General features: G+C 45.5%; 18 protein-coding genes. 7 read left to right on the forward strand and 11 right to left on the reverse strand.

Going from position 1 to position 18,886, the window contains the following annotated elements:
* Window positions 1-19: 19 nt before the first annotated feature.
* Window positions 20-1,306, reverse strand: a complete 1,287-nt coding sequence (locus tag Q3W13_RS13170) for a serine hydrolase (RefSeq protein WP_302864527.1) — start codon at window positions 1,304-1,306, stop codon at window positions 20-22.
* A 216-nt stretch (window positions 1,307-1,522) separates the two neighbouring features.
* Here Q3W13_RS13170 and Q3W13_RS13175 point away from each other — a divergent pair, with 216 nt between their 5' ends.
* Window positions 1,523-1,693, forward strand: a complete 171-nt coding sequence (locus Q3W13_RS13175) for a hypothetical protein (protein WP_302864529.1) — start codon at window positions 1,523-1,525, stop codon at window positions 1,691-1,693.
* A 310-nt stretch (window positions 1,694-2,003) separates the two neighbouring features.
* On the opposite strand, the gene kduI is transcribed toward Q3W13_RS13175, so the two are convergent.
* Window positions 2,004-2,834 carry a 5-dehydro-4-deoxy-D-glucuronate isomerase gene (gene kduI / locus Q3W13_RS13180; RefSeq protein ID WP_302864531.1) on the reverse strand — a complete coding sequence of 277 codons (831 nt, stop codon included), beginning with the start codon at window positions 2,832-2,834 and terminating at the stop codon, window positions 2,004-2,006.
* A 116-nt stretch (window positions 2,835-2,950) separates the two neighbouring features.
* Here kduI and Q3W13_RS13185 point away from each other — a divergent pair, with 116 nt between their 5' ends.
* On the forward strand, window positions 2,951-3,562 hold the full coding sequence (locus Q3W13_RS13185; protein ID WP_302864533.1) for a YhcH/YjgK/YiaL family protein: 612 nt from the start codon (window positions 2,951-2,953) through the stop codon (window positions 3,560-3,562).
* 108 nt (window positions 3,563-3,670) lie between these two features.
* Here the strand turns inward: Q3W13_RS13185 and Q3W13_RS13190 are convergent, their stop codons facing one another.
* From Q3W13_RS13190 to Q3W13_RS13220, 7 genes are all read right to left on the reverse strand, one after another.
* Window positions 3,671-3,913: a hypothetical protein gene (locus tag Q3W13_RS13190; protein ID WP_302864535.1), complete on the reverse strand. Its 243-nt coding sequence runs from the start codon at window positions 3,911-3,913 to the stop codon at window positions 3,671-3,673.
* A 71-nt stretch (window positions 3,914-3,984) separates the two neighbouring features.
* The gene (locus Q3W13_RS13195) at window positions 3,985-5,394 is read right to left on the reverse strand and encodes an MATE family efflux transporter (RefSeq protein ID WP_302864536.1); all 1,410 of its coding nucleotides are present in this window, start codon (window positions 5,392-5,394) and stop codon (window positions 3,985-3,987) included.
* Window positions 5,394-5,783 (reverse strand): DoxX family protein, encoded by a 390-nt coding sequence (locus Q3W13_RS13200; RefSeq protein WP_302864538.1) that lies wholly within the window; start codon window positions 5,781-5,783, stop codon window positions 5,394-5,396. The genes Q3W13_RS13195 and Q3W13_RS13200 overlap by 1 nt, the downstream gene beginning before the upstream one ends.
* A 39-nt stretch (window positions 5,784-5,822) precedes the next feature.
* Window positions 5,823-6,341 (reverse strand): DinB family protein, encoded by a 519-nt coding sequence (locus Q3W13_RS13205; protein ID WP_302864540.1) that lies wholly within the window; start codon window positions 6,339-6,341, stop codon window positions 5,823-5,825.
* A 196-nt stretch (window positions 6,342-6,537) separates the two neighbouring features.
* A complete protein-coding gene (locus Q3W13_RS13210) occupies window positions 6,538-6,960 on the reverse strand; it encodes a hypothetical protein (protein WP_302864541.1) in 423 nt (140 codons plus the stop codon).
* Window positions 6,961-6,976: 16 nt separating this feature from the next.
* Window positions 6,977-7,381, reverse strand: a complete 405-nt coding sequence (locus tag Q3W13_RS13215) for a VOC family protein (RefSeq protein WP_302864543.1) — start codon at window positions 7,379-7,381, stop codon at window positions 6,977-6,979.
* Between the two features lie 45 nt (window positions 7,382-7,426).
* A complete protein-coding gene (locus Q3W13_RS13220) occupies window positions 7,427-7,960 on the reverse strand; it encodes an SRPBCC family protein (protein WP_302864545.1) in 534 nt (177 codons plus the stop codon).
* Between the two features lie 172 nt (window positions 7,961-8,132).
* Here Q3W13_RS13220 and Q3W13_RS13225 point away from each other — a divergent pair, with 172 nt between their 5' ends.
* From Q3W13_RS13225 to Q3W13_RS13240, 4 genes are all read left to right on the forward strand, one after another.
* Entirely contained in the window at window positions 8,133-8,471 is a 339-nt protein-coding gene (locus Q3W13_RS13225) for a hypothetical protein (protein WP_302864546.1), read from the forward strand.
* Window positions 8,472-8,544: 73 nt separating this feature from the next.
* A complete protein-coding gene (locus Q3W13_RS13230; RefSeq protein ID WP_302864548.1) occupies window positions 8,545-9,045 on the forward strand; it encodes a hypothetical protein in 501 nt (166 codons plus the stop codon).
* 43 nt (window positions 9,046-9,088) lie between these two features.
* Window positions 9,089-9,964 carry a YitT family protein gene (locus tag Q3W13_RS13235; RefSeq protein ID WP_302864550.1) on the forward strand — a complete coding sequence of 292 codons (876 nt, stop codon included), beginning with the start codon at window positions 9,089-9,091 and terminating at the stop codon, window positions 9,962-9,964.
* Window positions 9,965-10,109: 145 nt separating this feature from the next.
* Window positions 10,110-10,955 carry an oxaloacetate decarboxylase gene (locus Q3W13_RS13240; RefSeq protein WP_302864552.1) on the forward strand — a complete coding sequence of 282 codons (846 nt, stop codon included), beginning with the start codon at window positions 10,110-10,112 and terminating at the stop codon, window positions 10,953-10,955.
* 95 nt (window positions 10,956-11,050) lie between these two features.
* Here the strand turns inward: Q3W13_RS13240 and Q3W13_RS13245 are convergent, their stop codons facing one another.
* Together Q3W13_RS13245 and Q3W13_RS13250 are read right to left on the reverse strand one after the other, a co-directional pair.
* A complete protein-coding gene (locus tag Q3W13_RS13245; protein WP_302864554.1) occupies window positions 11,051-12,460 on the reverse strand; it encodes a glycoside hydrolase family 30 beta sandwich domain-containing protein in 1,410 nt (469 codons plus the stop codon).
* An 82-nt stretch (window positions 12,461-12,542) separates the two neighbouring features.
* A complete protein-coding gene (locus Q3W13_RS13250) occupies window positions 12,543-12,695 on the reverse strand; it encodes a hypothetical protein (RefSeq protein WP_302864556.1) in 153 nt (50 codons plus the stop codon).
* A gap of 838 nt (window positions 12,696-13,533) precedes the next feature.
* Between Q3W13_RS13250 and Q3W13_RS13255 the strand changes: the two genes are divergently transcribed.
* Window positions 13,534-18,864 (forward strand): PKD-like domain-containing protein, encoded by a 5,331-nt coding sequence (locus tag Q3W13_RS13255; RefSeq protein ID WP_302864557.1) that lies wholly within the window; start codon window positions 13,534-13,536, stop codon window positions 18,862-18,864.
* Window positions 18,865-18,886: the final 22 nt, after the last annotated feature.

An 18,886-nucleotide genomic window follows, 5' to 3' on the forward strand; every position in this document is an offset into this window, starting at 1 on the left:
CCAGTCTTACTAGCCCTGTTTACTGCAAAGAGGCATACACCAGCGCCTTAAACTTATCGCTCAATTCGCCGTGGGGGTATGGCCACTCCTGTACATATAACAGGCAAACCATTTTTTCTTCCGGATCAGCCCAGTAAACCGTACCGAAGAACCCTCCCCAGGCAAACGAGCCTTCAGTTTGGCCTAATTTAGCCTGCCCGCTTTTAGTGGTTATTTCAAAACCCAACCCGAATTTATTGCCCTCGGCATTCAGGTTAGCATTGCCGATTTGGTTCATCGTCATCATTTCCACAGTATGCCTCGATAAAATGCGGTGGCCATTGTATTCTCCGTTGTTCAGCATCATCTGTAGAAATATGGCATAATCTTTTGTGGTTGAACTTAACCCTGCTCCCCCTGAATAATAGGTGCCATTGGATAACGGATAGTCGAAATCTACACCCGGAAAGGTTGTTTTATCCCATTTAATCAGGTACTTATATTGTTTATCGGGCGTGTAAACTGTCGCCAGGCGGTTGTATTTTGATGGCGGCAGGTAGAAGTAAGTATCATTCATACCCAGTGGCTGAAATATCCGCTCACGCAGGAACTGGTCGAGGCTTTTACCCGAAAGCTTTTCAATTAAGTAACCCAGTACATCGATACTCATGCCGTAGGTGAACTTCTCGCCGGGTTGATGAACCAGGGGCAACGTTCCAAGCTTGTTGATAGCGTCGCCAAGCCTCAGCTTATCGCTTACAAAACCTGCGTAGATTCCATTTTTAGCGTAAATTGCTTTCATACTATTCGAACCAATCTGCGCATAATCCACCCCTGAGTTATGGGTGAGCAGATCGCGAATGGTAACTTCACGCCTTACATTTATAGTGGTATAGCTGGAATCTTTAGGATTAAATGAAGCCAGCACCTTTGGGTGAGCAAATGACGGTATATATTTAGAAATCGGATCGTCGAGCAAAAATTTACCCTCTTCAAACAGAGTCATAACCGCCACGCTGGTAATAGCCTTGGTTTGCGAGGCAATGCGGAATATTTCACCGGTTTTCATCGGCGCCTTTTTATCAATATCGGCTAGTCCGAAAGCCTTATCATAAACAATTTTGCCATTCCGTGCAATCAGGGCATCTGCACCGGCTATCCAGCCAGAATCTACGTATTGCTTTATTAGTCCATCAATACGCTGCAGTCTTTCGGGAATAAATTTTTCAGCAGCCGGATTGCCGGGGGTAAGTACCGGACCTTGTGCGAATGCGCTGTAAAACAAAAACATAGGCAGCAACAGCGCAAACGGCTTTTTATTCATCATAAATAAGTTGGTTACAAAGGTTATAATTTGGAGCAGCCTAAACTGTCAGTTCGACACTAATGTAGTGAGATTTGACTGTAACTTACCTCATTTGCAATAGGTTTGTTACAATTATAGTTTGGTGTCGAATAGATCGAACCATGCTAAACCTATTTGCCAGGAAAGGACAGGTAGTTAATTTGCAGATGGGCAAAAGCCGGTATGCCCGTAACAAAAATGGCCCTAAAAACGGGCATAATGGGTTTAGCCCATAACAAAAAAGGGGGCAAAAATGGGCAAAAGTCATTTAGCCCATCTACAAAAACAGCCCTTGAACGCTCCGGAACCATTATGCCCGTTCGGTATAAAAACAGCTTCTACAATTCAGGAGGCGGTAAAATGGCTTAATTGGGAGGCGTTTATGCCGCTCCGGAGGCTTAAAAGTATTTAAAGAACTTTTTGAAAAGGGTGACGGGTTAACATTTTTTGTATTGGTAGCCTCAGATTGAAAACGACACCAAGATAACGATTTTTTTTGTTTTTCTGCTGACACAAGTTTGTCAGCAGTCAACCTTCTGTATAAAAAATTAGCTGACCACTATACCCTCTTAAGCGTGAAACCTTTGGATAAGGGGCTGAAAAATATTAATTGACAGGATTCGCTAAATCGAGGTTATGTTTAACGCCCAGAATGTCAGGAATCCTCCTTTTAAGGAGTTTATTTAATTTCCCCGATGCTGATAACATCCATATCCGTGTAATCCAAATTCTCGCCCCCCATGCCCCAGATGAAGCTATAATTACTGGTGCCTGCACCGGAATGTATGCTCCAGGGCGATGATATTACAGCGTCGTGATTCTTCATTACCAGGTGACGGGTTTCATTACTCTGCCCCATAAAATGCATAATTCTTTGTCCAACAGCCAGATCAAAATAAAAATAAGCTTCCATACGGCGATCGTGCACATGCGGTGGCATGGTGTTCCATACGCTGCCTGGTTTTAATGTCGTTAACCCCATTACCAACTGGCAGCTTTTAATACCATTGGCATGAATGTATTTATGAATAGTGCGTTCATTTGCTAACGACGCACTGCCTGCTTCCACTTTATCAGCCTCGTCAATACTCATAAACGTGGTCGGATAAACAGCATGCGCCGGGGTCGATAATATATAGAATATCGCCATATCGGTGCTGCTTTTACTCTGGAAAGCAATTTCCCGGGCGCCTTTACCGATGTACAAACAATCCAGCCTTGAAAGGTTAAAAAGCTCACCATCAACAACTATAGTTCCGTCGCCTCCAATATTTATTATACCCATTTCCCGTCGTTCAAGAAAATAATCAGCACGCAGATTAGGATAAGCAGGCAATGAAAGCGTATTCCCGGCCGGGTTCGCCGCACCTACTATCACACGGTCGTAGTGTGTGTAAACGCAATTGATCTCGCCGGAGCGAACGATATCTTCTATTAAAAAGCGGTCCCTGATCTGGCCCGTATCATATCTTTTAAAATCGTCCGGGTGAACGCCATGTAAAACTTTCAAAGCTGTTGATGGTTAGAAATTTATCGCGTTATTGCCGATAACGGCCAAAGTTAACAGTTTGATTTTTCAAAAAAAGTTAAAATAGCTAAATTACATTCTATTAAACACCTTCCGCCATGAAACTTTCGGACATCACAAAAAAGACCATATTGCTGCTTGCTTTCTGCAACCTCGCCTATGTGGCAGCAGCACAGGAAACATGGAATGAAACCACCGCTAAACAATGGCTCGATAAGAAGGAATGGAAGAATGGCTTTAAGCCCGAGCTGTTTACGGCAGTAAATAAAGTTGTGTTTGCCCAGCAATACCACAAAAACCGGACGGCGTGGGATAAAGCTTTTGCTTTTTTGCGCGACACCGACTTAACTAAAATTCAGCCCGGAAAGTACCCTATAGATGGCGATAATGTTTATGCTATTGTTACCGAGGCGCCATCAAAAGAATTCGAGGCATCCGCCTGGGAATCGCATCGTAAATATACCGACCTGCATTATATAATCAAAGGGCAAGAGACCATCGGCATGGCCCCGGTGTCAAAAGCCACTGTTACCAAACCGTACAACGAAACTACGGATGCAGCCAATTATAACGCCAAGGGGCAATATTTTGTAGCTACGCCCGCCCTTTTCTTTCTATTTTTCCCCCAGGACGCGCACCGGCCCAATATCAAGGTCGCCGGGTACGATGTTGTGAAAAAGGTGGTAGTAAAGATCAGGTACGTGGAGTAATTTGATAGGCAAATTTTCAATGTACGGATGTAGGAACGATAGGGCTTGACCGCCATGACTTTATATACACGTCCGGCTTCTTCATTCGCACATCTGCATATTCACACATTAATGGCCCTCTTCCCACACACTTATCTCAACAGCGTATCCCCGCACAATTTGTATAATTTCCCGGCATGCTACAGGGCATCCATTGCTTTGAGCACGAAGGATACGGTCGCAATCATCCAGGTCGAAGTTGAATTTAAAGGCGGGCAAGTGCAGATGCAAGGCCTTTAACACTTTGCCCGCCAGTTTTTTATTTTTCACATTAGTTCTGAATATCTCTACCATAGTATGTGAAGTTTTCAAATATTTCGGATGTTTAAAAAAGGCATTCCCTGTCTCTGTTAATCTCTAAACACTGATGCCTGATAGCTAACCTATACTTTAACCGTTTTCCATCGCCCTCTTTTAAACAGCGTATAACTCAATGTGGCTGCCACCAGTTGGGATATCAGTATCGCAAAGAATACGCCTCTGGGTTCCCTGAAGTAACGTTCTGCTAAAAACCACGCCAGCGGTATCTGGAACAGCCAGAATGCTAACAGGTTAACCATGGTCGGTGTGCGCGTGTCTCCGGCCCCGTTAAAGGCATTCATGGTTACCATTTCAATTCCGAAGAATACATACCCCAGGCTCACTATCCGTAATGATTGAATGGCATAATGCCTTGCCAGCGGGTCGCTGTTCATAAAGTTTACTACCGGCGTACCAAATAGAAAAAAGAACAAGCTTACAGCCGCCATAAAAATGGTGGTATAAATTCCCGTAGTTATAACACTTTGTTCTGCCCGCTCGGGTTTGCCTGCCCCGAGGTTCTGCCCTACCAGCGTCGCCGCCGCATTGCTCAATCCCCAGGCCGGCAACAGGAAAAATATTAATATCCTGATAGATACCTGGTAGCCAGCCATCGCAGCTTCATGAAAACCGGCCATCAGCCTTGCTAAAAAAATCCAGCTGGCCGAACTTACCAGGAACTGTATGGTACCTGTACTGCCAATTTTAACAATCTGTTTTAGCAATTCTTTATGCGGGCGTATGTGTGAGGCGTAAAAATGCAGCAACCCTCGTTTGATGAACAAGCGGTACATCTGATAAGCCACCCCCATCGCACGGCCAAACGTAGTTGCGAATGCGGCGCCCTTGAGCCCTAATGCAGGTACCGGTCCCCAGCCGTAAATAAGCAGCGGGCACAAAATAATGTTGCAAATATTGGCTATCCAAAGGCTGCGCATGGCTATACTGGCGTCGCCGGCGCCCCTGAAGATCCCATTGATCAAAAACAATAACATGATAACCACATTGCCACCAAACATTACACGGGTGTACACAATGTTCTCAGCAATCATTTTGTCGTTAGCGCCCATCAGGCGTAAAATCCCTTCAGCAAAAGTTACGCCCACTATTGCAATAACTATCGACAGCGCCACCGAAAACACAATGGTTTGCATGCCTGCGTGTGCGGCCTCATCCAGGTTCTTTTCGCCAACGCGGCGGGCTACCAGCGCAGTTGCTGCCATACTTAAGCCTATGGCTACCGAATAGACCAGGCTAAGCACCGACTCAGTAAGCCCGACAGTGGCCACGGCCTCGTTGCCCAGCTTACCGACAAAAAATATATCTACCACCGCAAACACCGATTCCATTATCATCTCCATGATCATGGGGATGGCCAGCAAAAATACCGCCCTGCGGATGCTCAGGGCTGTATAGTCCTGTTGGCTGCCTGCTATGGCTTGTTTTAATAATTTGAAAAAGCCCTTAAGGCTTAATGTACCTGAAGTTTCCATTAACTATTGCCGCCGGTCGCGACGGCGCGTTGTTTTTTAATATGAAAATAGTAAGCAAGCACAAAGACCACGATGAACGGACTCATGAATAAATAGCCGTCAGATGGATCGTGCAATGCCATCATTGAATAAATTAAGAATACCAGATCGAAGGCGAAGCCGGCATAAGCCCACTCCTTCAGCCTCGGGAAGCCGGGTATCATGATCACTATGATCGCCAATATTTTAGCGGTACTTAAAAGCCCCATAAAATACGGAGGGTATTGAAAATGCCCCACCACTATTTTATTCATTTCTTCGGGAGTGCCAAAATAGCTGTATGCCGAAAAAAGCATCATGGCGCATAGCAGGCCATTAAATACCCAGAACAAGATTTTTGTTGTTTTCATTGTTAATTGTTTTAAGTGATTACTTAGGTTGATGTACTGTTATTTCTTATTTAATACTTTATAAATATTTTTTAGCTGATGGATATGCCTGGTTGTATGGATGATAACAAAATTTGCAGCTTCATACCTGGTGAGGTTGCCTAAAACCGGGAAGGCAAACGCCATGCATGTTTTGGTTAGATCCAAATCGCCAATCTCTGCTGCAATATCCGCTTTAATCTTTTTCAATCCGCTGATCATTTTATCTTTGTCATAATCGCGTGCCTCCGGGCGTATAAAATCAGGACTTTCAAATTTGGTGTCAAAATTCAGGAAGCTTTCAGCAATTGGCGCTACCATTTGGTCAGGTGCACGGTCTGTTTCAGCTACCGGTCCGGTTGCCAGGGCCGGGAAGCCTGAATTTGCCAGTGTAAGATGCTGCGCCAATTGGCCGGCTGTCCAGCTTCCTTCAAACGGAACTGTGTTAAATTGCGCTGCTGGTATGTCATCCAAAAGGCCAATCAACTCATCCAGCGTGTTATTTGTTTCTTTAATTAATTCCTGGTTAGCTTTCATCATAAATCATTTATACCGGAATGACGCAAATGTCACCCAGCAGATTAAAATAAATGTTGTTAATTCAATAAAAGTGGGCTGGCGGATAGGTTGTGTAACTGCACCGGTTTTAGCAAAGCGTTATAACGGAGAACCGAGAAGCTTTTTCTTAAGTATTGATGTTGATTAAGCCCAGTGGAACAGGATTAATCGCTTAAGTTCAGCTTAAATTTAATCTGCTGAAAACAGCCCGGTAGCCCATTTCTTCTTCTCCCTGTTTCCAATGCCAGCACCCGGTTATTGTATTGCCATTGTTGCTGTATTTGCCACAAAAGCAACCCTTTATCCCCGGCATATCAATGGTGATAATATGGTCAGTATCGGTAATATCGTACTGATATTCCAAAACCTTTCCGTCACCGTCAAAATAATGCGACTTCAACATGCCGCTGTCCTCGTCGTACCCAATAAATTCCAGTCCCTTCTCTCCCTCAATATCCACGTACTGCACCAAAAAGAAGCCGCCTTCCATCCAACTGTAACTCACCTGTCCGCGCACTTCGCCACTCACATTCCATATCCCCACAAGCCTGTCAAGCTTATGCAGTTCGGGGTTGGGTTTCGGATTCTTTTTTATGATCATGCTCTATTACAACGGTTTAGCCTTGTATAGCGGCAGGATCCATCCACATAATTTCCCAGGTGTGCCCGTCAAGGTCTTCAAAGCTAACGTTGTACATAAAGCCCATGTCGTTTTTGTCACGAGGGGTTTTAGCGCCGGCAGCAACAGCTTTTTCATAAAGTTCGTCTACTTGCTCACGGCTATCGGCCGACAGGCATATCAGCATTTCAGTCGATTTTGATGTATCGGTGATTTCTTTGCTGATAAACGTCTTGAAGAAAGGTTCAGTAAGCAGCATGGCGTAAATATCTTCGCTTATCACCATGCAAGCTGCCTTTTCATCGGTAAACTGCGGGTTGAAAGTATATCCAAGTTTGCCGAAGAATTCTTTTGATTTATCAAGGTCTTTTACCGGCAGATTTACAAAAATTTTAGTTGCCATAATTTTAGTTTTAAATATTGGGTTGTTTTAGTGTTGTATCGCGGATTAAGCCTCCAGCTCTTTCTTAAGGTTCTGCAGACTGGTTTGCATATCTTTAGCCAGCATACCGGTAATAAACAGGTTTGTAAAGTTGAACGGATATTTATTTTGGCCCATCATTGTCCACTCCACATTGGTTGTACTTTCGGATATTGGGGTCAGTTTCATATATACCTGCGCTACGTTCTTAAAAGGTTTTTCAAAACGCACCTCACAATCTATTCGCGAGCCATCTGTCAGGCTCATTATTTCCTGCTCGCCTTTGCCAACGTTTTTATTCTCACTGTCCCAGGTAACTATAGCTCCAACCGTGCCATCGGCGCCTTCGTAGCCGCGTTTAACGTTAGGATCCATCATCACCCATTTATTATAAAATTCCTGGTTCTTCAGCAGCTTTACGTAATCATATACTTGCCGGCTGTTTTTGTCGACGGTAATTTGCTCACGAATGACATATTTCTTTTTGATAAACAAAGCGGCTGTAAAAATGAAGATGAACAGGCCGGCGATAATTCCAAGTAATGCTAACAGGATACTCATGACGTTCTATTTTTTATTTGGTTGAACGATACAAACATACAGCGCAAAATTTGCATACGTGGGTGCTGTGCGCGACAACATAAGGGGGTAATTGTGACAACGATTATCCGGTGCAGATGGCAAAAAAGCCCTTAATTAGCTTTCTGGAGAGGATAAATGCTACATTTGTACCATGCAGAAGGCAATGTTGAAGCTCATATTGGCGGTTTTTATACTTGGGGTTATTTATCCCGGTGCAGGCAATGCCATTGCTGCAAACACCGGTTTAAACGATTATTACAAGGCTTGTACTAATAAGCAATCGCAGGTTTTACCATTGGTAAAATATGTGCATACCAAAGATAACGTTGCCAGCCCGCAGCCCTGCTTTGCCAAACCTTTATGGACCGGAAGCATCCCAGGTTGCCCGGCAGCCGGTTGTGGTTGTGCGGCTTTGCCCAGGCAATCGGAAAATATTCACTTCCAGCAATATTTGCAATTGCTGCTCTATCCTCCGCATTTTTTTGGTTAATACTTGTGTGACTTCCCGCTGATGCCGCAAGGCATATTTAAACACATTTTATTACACTAAAAATCCAAAATACATGAGTAACTCTATTGAGAACGCCCTTATTGCGGCCGTTCTGATGATAATTATAGCCATACCCATTTATATTTCAATACGTAATGCCAAAAAACGGAAAATGAATAAAATTTTGGACGCCCTTCATTTGCTTGAAACGCAGCATAATATTTCGCTTCAAAAAATGGCTCAATTCGATTCTGTCACCGTCGCGATCGGTAAAATCAAGAAATTTATGGTAACATTAAGACTGAACGATTTCGAATCAGAAATATTCGATTTAAAGGAGATGGACGACTGCCGGCTTGAGGAAAGAACGCAGGGCAAAACTACACAGTTGCTGCAGTTGATACTTACTGACAAAAAAGACAGATCTCTGCCACCGATAATTTTCTACAAGCAATATGCCGATAATGAAGGCAATCTAAAAAGCACCCGGGTGCTGGCAGAGGAATGGCACGAAATGGTTAAAAGTGTAATTATCCAAACGACGCCATTTGTGATTTTAGGTAAGGCCGATTAAACTGCCGCAAATTTTCAATAATTTTAAAGCATCATCTTTTTATATGAAAAGAACAAGGGTAAAACCACGAAAAGAAGTTACCAATGCTTTGTTTATTTTAACAGGAACCTTCAGCGCCGCCTTTGGCCTGAAGGGCTTCCTGATACCCAATCATTTCATTGACGGAGGTGTTACCGGTATATCATTACTGATCAGTTCGATTACCGGGGCGCCCATATCAGCTTTGATCGTGGCCATTAACCTGCCGTTTATTTGGCTGGGCTATAAACGCATTAACAAATTATATGCTATTAAAACACTGGCAGCCATATTTGTGCTGTCGGTTATTTTGTTTCTTGTCAAATTCCCGCACGTTACTGATGACAAACTGCTTACAGCGGTTTTCGGCGGATTTTTTCTGGGCACGGGTATAGGGTTGGCCATGCGCGGAGGTTGTGTAATTGACGGGACAGAGCTCCTGGCCGTTTATATCAATCCAAAGTCATTCCTTTCGGTTGGCCAAATCATCCTGGTAATAAATATAGTGATATTTGGTATCGCCGCATTTTTCCTGGGGATACAATCAGCTTTATATTCAATCCTCACATATCTATCTGCCTCGCAAATGATAAATTATATTGTCCAGGGTTTTGACGAATACACGGCGGTAACGATTATTTCACCTAAAAGTGAACTGATAAAGAACGTTATTATCCGGCAATTGCGCCGGGGTGTTACCGTTTATAAAGGGGAACGCGGCTATGGCAAAAATGCAATCAATGAAAAGGACATCGACATACTATATGTGGTAATTACCCGGCTTGATGTATCGCGCCTGGTAAACACAGTACAACAGATAGACCCTGCCGCTTTTATAATAACGCACTCTGTGTCAGAGGTTAAAGGTGGTTTAATTAAACGGCATGTATTGTCGCATTGATTGAATGGTTGATAATGCTTAGACCATTGACAATTAACCAAACGTGGGCTTTGCCCTGTGATACGACTTTGATAGCCGGGCGAAGCTGAGTTAGGCAGCTTGGCAATAAAGGATTATAAAACGACATGTATAATCATCTATGATAATGGAAACACCAACTACCCCCACCCAATCTGCGAAAGCCGACGCCATGAAAGCGCTGCATCAGCGCGAAGGTACCTTTGTAATTCCAAATCCATGGGATGCAGGCTCAGCCAAAATATTGACAAGCCTGGGCTTCGAAGCCTTAACTACCACCAGTGCGGGGCTTGCCTATTTGTTGGGTAAGCCCGACGGACTCGGCAAAGTAACACGCGGGGAAACCTTAAAAAATGCAGGCGATATTGCTGCAGCAACACATTTGCCTGTGGCAGCCGATCTGGAAAACGGGTTTGGATTATCACCTGAAACTTGTGCTGAAACGATATTGATGGCCGCAAAAGCCGGACTGGTAGGCGGGTCTATCGAAGATAGCACCGGCGATCCCACCGATCCGATCATCCCTTTTGAACTTGCTGTTGAGCGTGTAAAGGCAGCGGTAGAAGCAGCGAGGACCCTGCCCTTTCATTTTACCTTAACAGCCCGTGCCGAAAACCTGATACATGGGCGGCCGGATTTAAACGACACCATTCGTCGTCTGCAGGCATTTGCCGAAGCCGGCGCAGATGTGCTTTTCGCGCCGGGTTTAAAAACCGAAGAAGATATCAAAGCGGTAGTTAAGGCAGTTGCGCCAAAGCCGGTAAGTGTCGTGATGGGGCTTAGCTCATCCAATTTTACCATTGACGCCCTTGCTGCGCTTGGCGTAAAAAGGATTAGCCTGGGTTCATCATTGGCCCGCGCTGCTTATGGAGCATTTTTAAAAGGCGCGGAAGAAGTTAGTAAATATGGCACATTTAACTTTGCCAATGGCACGGTTCCGTATGCGGAGTTTAACAGGATGTTTGGAGGATAGCCGGTTAAATAATGTAAACAAGAATTACAGCTAACCCTCCTTCTGCGCAGGGTGGTGCTGCGCCGAAGGAGGGGGATTCTTTATACTTTAACAATTCATCTCAATAGATATGTGCCGACAGCACCGGCATTCAATGACGATGTAATCATCATCTTACCGTCCTTTATATTAAAGCTTTCTTTAGCATCACCATCGTTATACACAATAACTATGGTTTCTCCTTTAGGGTTAACAAAAGCTACATTCGGCAAGTTCGGCAGCAAGTTCGATTCAACCCGTCTGGAGCCTGGCCGTACAAATTTAGCCGCCTGGGCAATAATGTAATAAGCCGGATTGCGCGTTACATTCTCGCCGTTAATGGTTACTGCACCCAGGCAGCGGTCGCAACCGCCAGGGGTATGCGGTTCCTGGTTTTGATCGGAGGCCAAATTCCACTCTATCACATTTCGGCACCAGTTACGCGGCGCACCGATGATCAGTTCTTTAATATGGAATTTCAGCTCATTTCTTAAATTTCCCGGCGCTCCCACCCATTGTTCAGTAAAGTATAAGTTCTTGTCGGGATGTGCATTATGAACGCTGGTTAAGGTATCAATCTTTCCGCCATATAGGTGAAATGCGGAGCCATCTACATATTTTGCAGCTTCCTTATTATCCAGTATCAATATCGGGTAGTCGGGCCTGTCTGCATTGTGGTCGTACAAAACAATCTTGGTTTTAACCATCGCTTTTTGAAAAGCCGGGCCTAACGCTTTAATGATAAAATCAGCCTGCTCAGGAGCTTCCATTACCATGCTTGGGTTATTTTTTGGATTAAGCGGCTCGTTCTGGATGGTTAAAGCGTCAATCGGGATGCCATGCATTTTCATCCCTTTAATATATTTCACAAAGTATTGCGCATACGTTTGATAATACCCGGGTTTCAGGTTGCCGCCATAGGTCTGGCGATTAGTTTTCATCCAGGCCGGAGGCGACCATGGCGATGCCAGTATTTTTATTTTCGGGTTGATGGTGAGTATCTGCTTGAGCACCGGTATCAAATACTTTTCGTCATTTGCCAGGCTGAATTTTTTCAACTGCGGGTCGGTTTCGCCGGCAGGCAAATCGTCATACGAGAAAACGTGGTCGTCTAAGTCCGACGAGCCAACGCTTATCCGCAAATAGCTCGCTCCTATAGAATTGCCGTCGGTCGAAAATAATTCGTTAAGCAATTTCGCCCGCGCCGGTGCACTCATTTTATGTATCAGCATCGCGCTGCCGCCCGTCAATGCATATCCAAAACCATCCATAGATTGATAGACTTTAGATTTATTGACAGTTATGGTTTGTTTACCAGCAACTTCGCCCGTTTCAACAGGCTGTCTTTTAAACAATACGGAATCAGCCGGATCGGTTAGCCATAGCTCAGCACTGTTTTTAGAGCGATTAGCATGCTGGGCTTCAACAAAAACTGAAGCACACAGGGCCAATAGTATTAAAGAGAATTTCCTGAAAATGAAAGTCATAATGATTTTGTTTAGATAATTACCGCGGACTAATATAACTAAAACGGCAATTTGAAGTCATCTCCTTGCCGCTTTAATTGTCTCACGTATTTAATACCCGGGATTTTGTAAGATTACCAACCAGCTGGATCTCATTCAGCGGAACCGGGAACAGCAGCTTGTTTTGGGTAACATGGTAATTTAACGCCTTACCAAACGGCCCCACCTGCGCTTTCATTATCTGTACCGCTTCCAAATTGCGATATGTTTGTTTTCCGCTATATAAAAACGGAATGATTGGCGATTTATCGATATACGGTGCTGCTATAGGGTCGCCGCCGCCATGACATCAGCACCGACAGTTGCGGTATAAACAGACGCATGTAAACGAGTATCATCGCCCTGGCTTTTAAACAAATCCACCAGATCATTTGCAGGGAGGTCGAATTTTTTAAATGAATATGTTCCAGAAATCTCCGGCAGTAACCTAGACTGTGCCGCTCGTCGTTCCCTTAACGGTCACGGCCATAGGGCCGCCCCGTTCGTCTTTGATCCTCCCTTTACAGTGGTGCTATTTTGAGCAAACAATGTCAGACATTGCGCAAGCAAAATAACTACCAGTAAAGTAGTTTTTCTTTTCATAGGATTAATGATTTAATTTATAGATAATAATGCTTTTTGAATATTGAATTTAATTATTGAGAAAATTGATATCCATTTAAGTCAATAAGACAATTTAAACACAAATGTTTCCGGGAAAATTGTTGCTTTTTAGGAAAACTTCCACGCATTAATGCTGTTGTAATTTTGTTGACAGGCATTTAGCCTGTCACGCACGCTCTGCGTAACAGCGAATAACTTATATCGTCATAAGTTTGTTACATAAAACAGGTTTTTTATTACTTTTACTTAATAATTAAGCGGCGGCCTGAATCAAAGGTTAAATGCTGGTTATTATTAAACCAAAGCAACCGTTGTTACGTAAACACGGTAATGACAGCGGCCCCTTGCGCCAAATAAAAATGAGGGGCAACTAAAGCAGTAATGGTTCAACAAACGATCTACCTGGAATTAAAAAAAGATTTTTAGCCGCTATGCTGAACCGTTTATTTGTTTTGATTTTTCTTTTAGTATCAGCATCCGGCTACGGTCAGTGCACCCTGAACGTTAGCATTTCTGCGTCTAATACAAGTATTTGTTCCGGAAATAAGGTATTACTGACCGCCAATGCGAGCGGAGGCGCCGGTTCGCTTGCGTATGTATGGAATACCGGCGAAAGCACGCAGTCTATCAACGTAAATAAAGCGGGCACTTATACCGTGACGGTAACCGATCAAACACCAGGCTGCCCGGGTGTGCAACAAAGCATAAATATCAGCGTGGGAACAAGCCCGGCGGCGCCGACAGTAACCGGTAACACACTGGTTTGTCCTGGCACATCAGCAACGCTGCAGGCAACAGGCCCGGGCGGAACATATCAGTGGTACGACGCACCCATCGGAGGTAACTTTTTATTTACCGGAGATACTTACACTACCCCCCCAATAAATTCAGGTATAACATTTTATGTACAAACAACTATTAACGGTTGTCCCAGTTTACGTACTGGTGTTTTCTGTAATGCAACAGGCAACCCCGTAGCTAACGACGTTCAGACATGCTCCGGCACAAGCACCGTTCTCACAGCTACAGGCGGCAGCAATTATCAATGGTTCGATGCACAGACCGGGGGGACTATGGTTGGCACAGGTGCTAACTTTACTACCCCTGTGTTAACTGCAACTACAACCTACTATGTTCAGGCTACCATCAACGGGTGTTTAAGCGCAAGAACGCCTGTACATGCTATTGTAACGCCCTCCCCGCAGGTACCCGTGGCTTCCAATGTAACCATTTGTTCCGGCTCCACGGCCAGCCTTCATGCAACTCCCGGACCTGGTATTTTTGCCTGGTACGATGTAGAAAGCGGCGGCACAGCGCTCATCTTAAGCCCGGACTACACTACGCCCCCCTTAACTGCTAATAAAACTTACTATGTTCAGAATATAAGGAACGGCTGTGAAAGCGCACGGACACGTGTCGAGGTAACCGTTAACCAGATACCGGCGGCTCCGGGAGATCAGACGCAGACAATCTGCAAGGGCTCATCTGTATTACTGACAGCTTCAGCATCACCTCCGGCATCCGGTACTTATGAATGGTATACGAGCGCTACGGGCACTACGCCCGTAGCCACCGGCTTAACCTACCAAACTCCTGTGCTTAGCACCAATACAAATTACTATGTTTTACTAAACAACGGCGGATGCAGCAGCGTGCGCTCGAAAATAAGTGTGATCATCAGTCCTCCACCCGCTGCCCCATCGGTGGCTGGCGCTATAATTTGTAATGGCTCATCCACAACTTTAACCGCAACAGGGCCCGGCGGCACGTATAGCTGGTATAATGTAGCTACCAGGGGCACTCCCTTGTACACAGGTTCAACATTTACAACGCCAGCGCTAACTGCCACTGCAAAATACTATGTCGAAACTAACGTATCAGGCTGTATCAGTTCGCGTAAACTGGTAACTGTAACGGTAAACGCCGTTGTTTCTCCGCCCACAGCAGCTAATGTAACAACCTGCTCAGGAAGCCCAGCTACGCTTGTGGCATCCGGCGGTGGTAGCTACGCCTGGTATTCCGTACAAACCGGTGGTACACCGGTCGCTACGACGCAGGCGTTTACAACACCCCCGTTAACGGCAAATACCACCTACTACGTGGAGCGGACGGTTAACGGGTGTACCAGCGCACGAACATCTGTAACAGTAAGTATAAATCCTGTCCCGGCGGCCCCCTCAGTGAGTGGTAATCTTAACGTGTGTTCCGGGTCTGGAACAACACTCACCGCCAGTGGGCCTGCTGGGAGTACCTTTCAATGGTTTGACGCTGCTACCGGTGGAAACCAGGTGAAAGCCGGGACGACGTTTACAACGCCGGCGCTCACAGCTAATACCACCTATTATGTGCAAAGTACACTGGGCGGCTGCATAAGTGCACGCACCGCAGTTAACATAACTATAACGTCGCCGGCTGAGCCGCAGTTTATTTATCCATCAGGCTCTGTTTGCCAATCTGATCCGGGAAGTCCCACTCCTACTATAAATAATACCTCCGGCGGTACCTTTAGTGCAACGCCCGCTGGCCTTGATATAGACCCGGCAAGCGGTAAAATCAATCCCGGCAACAGCGCTCCCGGCACATATACCATCACCTTTGCAGGTAACGGTACATGTGTAACAGCGGAATCTGTAAGCTTTAAAATATTTACAGCGGCAAATGCTTCATTTACCTATAATGCTGCTTATTGCCAGGATGCCAAAAACCCCAAACCTAACTTCGGGGGCGTCGGCAGCGCAGGCACCTTTACAGCATCCCCGGCCGGGTTGGTTTTTGCTAACAGCAGCACCGGCGAAATCGACCTCAAGAAGAGTACTCCGGGCACTTATACCATTACCAATACGATATCTTCGGCCGGAGGCTGCAGCGGCGACACCAAAACGGCTACGGTAACTATCGACCAGGGCGTAACCATAAGCGCAGGCGCAGATCAAACTGTGGCAGCAGGTACACCTGTCCAACTGGCGGGCAAGGTTAGCGGCGTGCCAAAAGGCACATGGTCGACTGGCGGTACCGGAACTTTTTCAGATAAAACTATTCCTAATCCTGTTTATACGCCTGGCGCTGGCGAAACATCTGCTACACTCACCTACACATCCGATGATCCAACCGGTTCATGCTTGGCAAAATCGGATAAAGTAGTCATCGCATTTAAAAACACTTTGCCAAAACCTACAGTAACGGGCAACTCAACATGTTCGGGCAGTGCCGCTAATTTGTCAGCCATTGCTCCCGGCGGGACTTATAAATGGTACGATGCTGCAGCCGGAGGCACCCTTCTGCATACCGGCGCTAATTTTACTACACCTATACTCACGGCTAACACTACATATTATGTGGAAACGGTAAATGCTGCTGGTGTTGCAAGCCCCCGGACACAGGTAGACGTCACCGTTAACGCTATTCCTGCTGCACCGGTCGTTCCGGTAACTCCTGTTTGCGCGGGCAATAACATAACATTAACCCCTAACGACCAAACAGGCACTTTTGAATGGTTTGATGCCGCCACCGGGGGTACCCTGCTTGCTAAAACCAGCACGTATACTACTCCGGCATTGACAGCGAATAAAACGTATTTTGTACAACAAACCATCAATGGATGCACCGGCCCCATGGCGCAGGTTGATGTAACAGTTATACCGCTGGCCGCCGTTACCAGTTCAAGCGCGGGTTCTGTGTGCAGTGGTAATCCTTTAAACTACACTATTACAGCAAGTGTACCTGCTGCCACCTTCTCGTGGAGCCGGGCTGCAATTAACGGCATCAGCAATCCGGCAGCGACCGGTCAGACTGCTAATCCTATTACCGAAACATTGATCAATACCAGCAGAAACGCTATTGACGTTAAATATATCATTACACCAATAAACAATGGTTGCCCGGGTACGCCATTTACCTATATTGTTACGGTATATCCCACACCCGCCGTTACCAGCGCTGCTAAGCCACCTGCTATCTGTAATAAAGCGCCGGTGAATTATGTAATTACATTCAATACCGCCGCCGATTTTGACTGGAGCCGCGCCGCTGTGCCCGGGATCAGCAACGCTGCAGTATCGGGCCAAAATACTGCAACGATCAGGGAGACGCTGATCAATACAACCAATGCACCGGTTGATGTGGTGTACGTAATCAATTCCAGGACTGCAACTTGTGCCGGTACCCCATTCCAGGTTACCGTAACAGTGAACCCTACTGTAAGAATAACAAGTCCGCAAACGGGTGTCGCCTGCAGCAATGTACCACAGAATTATGTAATTACCTCAAATATACCTACAGCCACTTATGTCTGGAGCCGTAGCGCCGAAGGTTCGCCGGGCATAAGCAACCCGCCTTTAAGCGGACAAACAACTTCTACCATTACCGAAACGTTGATTAATACGCTGCCTATTCCTACGCATGCAGTTTATAAAATTCAGGCTATGGCTAATGGCTGCCCGGCCGATTCGGCACTTTTTTATGTAGTAATCGTCAATCCGCAACCGGTAAAGCCCGTCGCCAATAGTAATTCGCCCATTTGCATAGGAAGTACCATACAGTTAAAGACCGAGGATGTAGCGAACGGATCGTTTTTATGGACCGGCCCTAACGGATTTAGTTCGACAGATCAGAATCCGAATATCCCGAATGCTACCATGGCCAATATTGGCGATTATCACCTTGTGGTTACTGTTAACGGCTGCTCAAGCGAAGTTTCGACAGCATCTGTGGTAGTTAGAAGCCCCGGCGTTGCCAATGCTGGTCCGGATCAGATTATTTGTATCACCGACCCCGAAATCAAACTTGCCGGTAAAGTAACTGGTGGCACCGGCCAGGGCATCTGGTCATCTACAAGCGCGACGCCTGGTAAATTTTCTTCACTTACAGACCTGAATGCGCATTACACGCCAACACAGCAGGAAAGAGATGCCGCTAAGGTAACTTTTGTACTTACCACCACCAGCGACGATGATTGTGCCATTTCTACAGATACCGTAGTGGTAAATTTCGGTCCGTTGCCTGCTGTGAATGCAGGGCCTGATCAAAGTGTTTGTTCACAAAGTCCCGTAATACAATTACACGGTATTCCTTTAGTTAGCGGCACAAGAGGAAGCTGGACTACGACCGGCACAGGCAATTTTTCGTCAGTTACTGATTACAATGCCCAATATTTCCCAAGTGCGGCAGATGCAGCAAGCGGATCGGTAAAATTAGTGCTGCACGTTGTTAAGAACGGGCCATGCGAGATCGAAACCGATACCGTAAAAATAAACTTTATACCGCCGCCAACTGTTGCTACCGAAAAACTAAGATATGTTTTAAAGGACAGAACAATCACCCTTCATCCAAACATAAGCAGCGACAGCGTTACCTATTTATGGACACCTAATATTAATATAGAAGATAACACCGTAAAGAACCCGGTGATTACCGGCGTGGATGATATCACTTATAAATTAACAATCACCGATTCCCGCGGGTGTATCAGTTCCGACACCACTATGGTAAAAGTAGCGCCAAAGCTTGTAGTACCCAACACCTTTACTCCAAATAACGATGGCATAAACGATTTTTGGAACATCACCGGGCTTATTGCTTATACTGACGCGGTAGTAGACATTTACACACGGTACGGTCAAAAGGTGTATCATTCCATCGGATACGACAAGCCATGGGATGGTATCTTCAATGGAAAACAATTACCCACAGGGGTGTATTACTATGTAATTGATACTAAACTATTTAACCAGGTGTTATCTGGAAGCCTGACGCTATTGAGGTGATGTATCCTGCCTGAACTTCGGT

The organism is Mucilaginibacter sp. L3T2-6, from assembly GCF_030519355.1.
Classification (GTDB): domain Bacteria; phylum Bacteroidota; class Bacteroidia; order Sphingobacteriales; family Sphingobacteriaceae; genus Mucilaginibacter.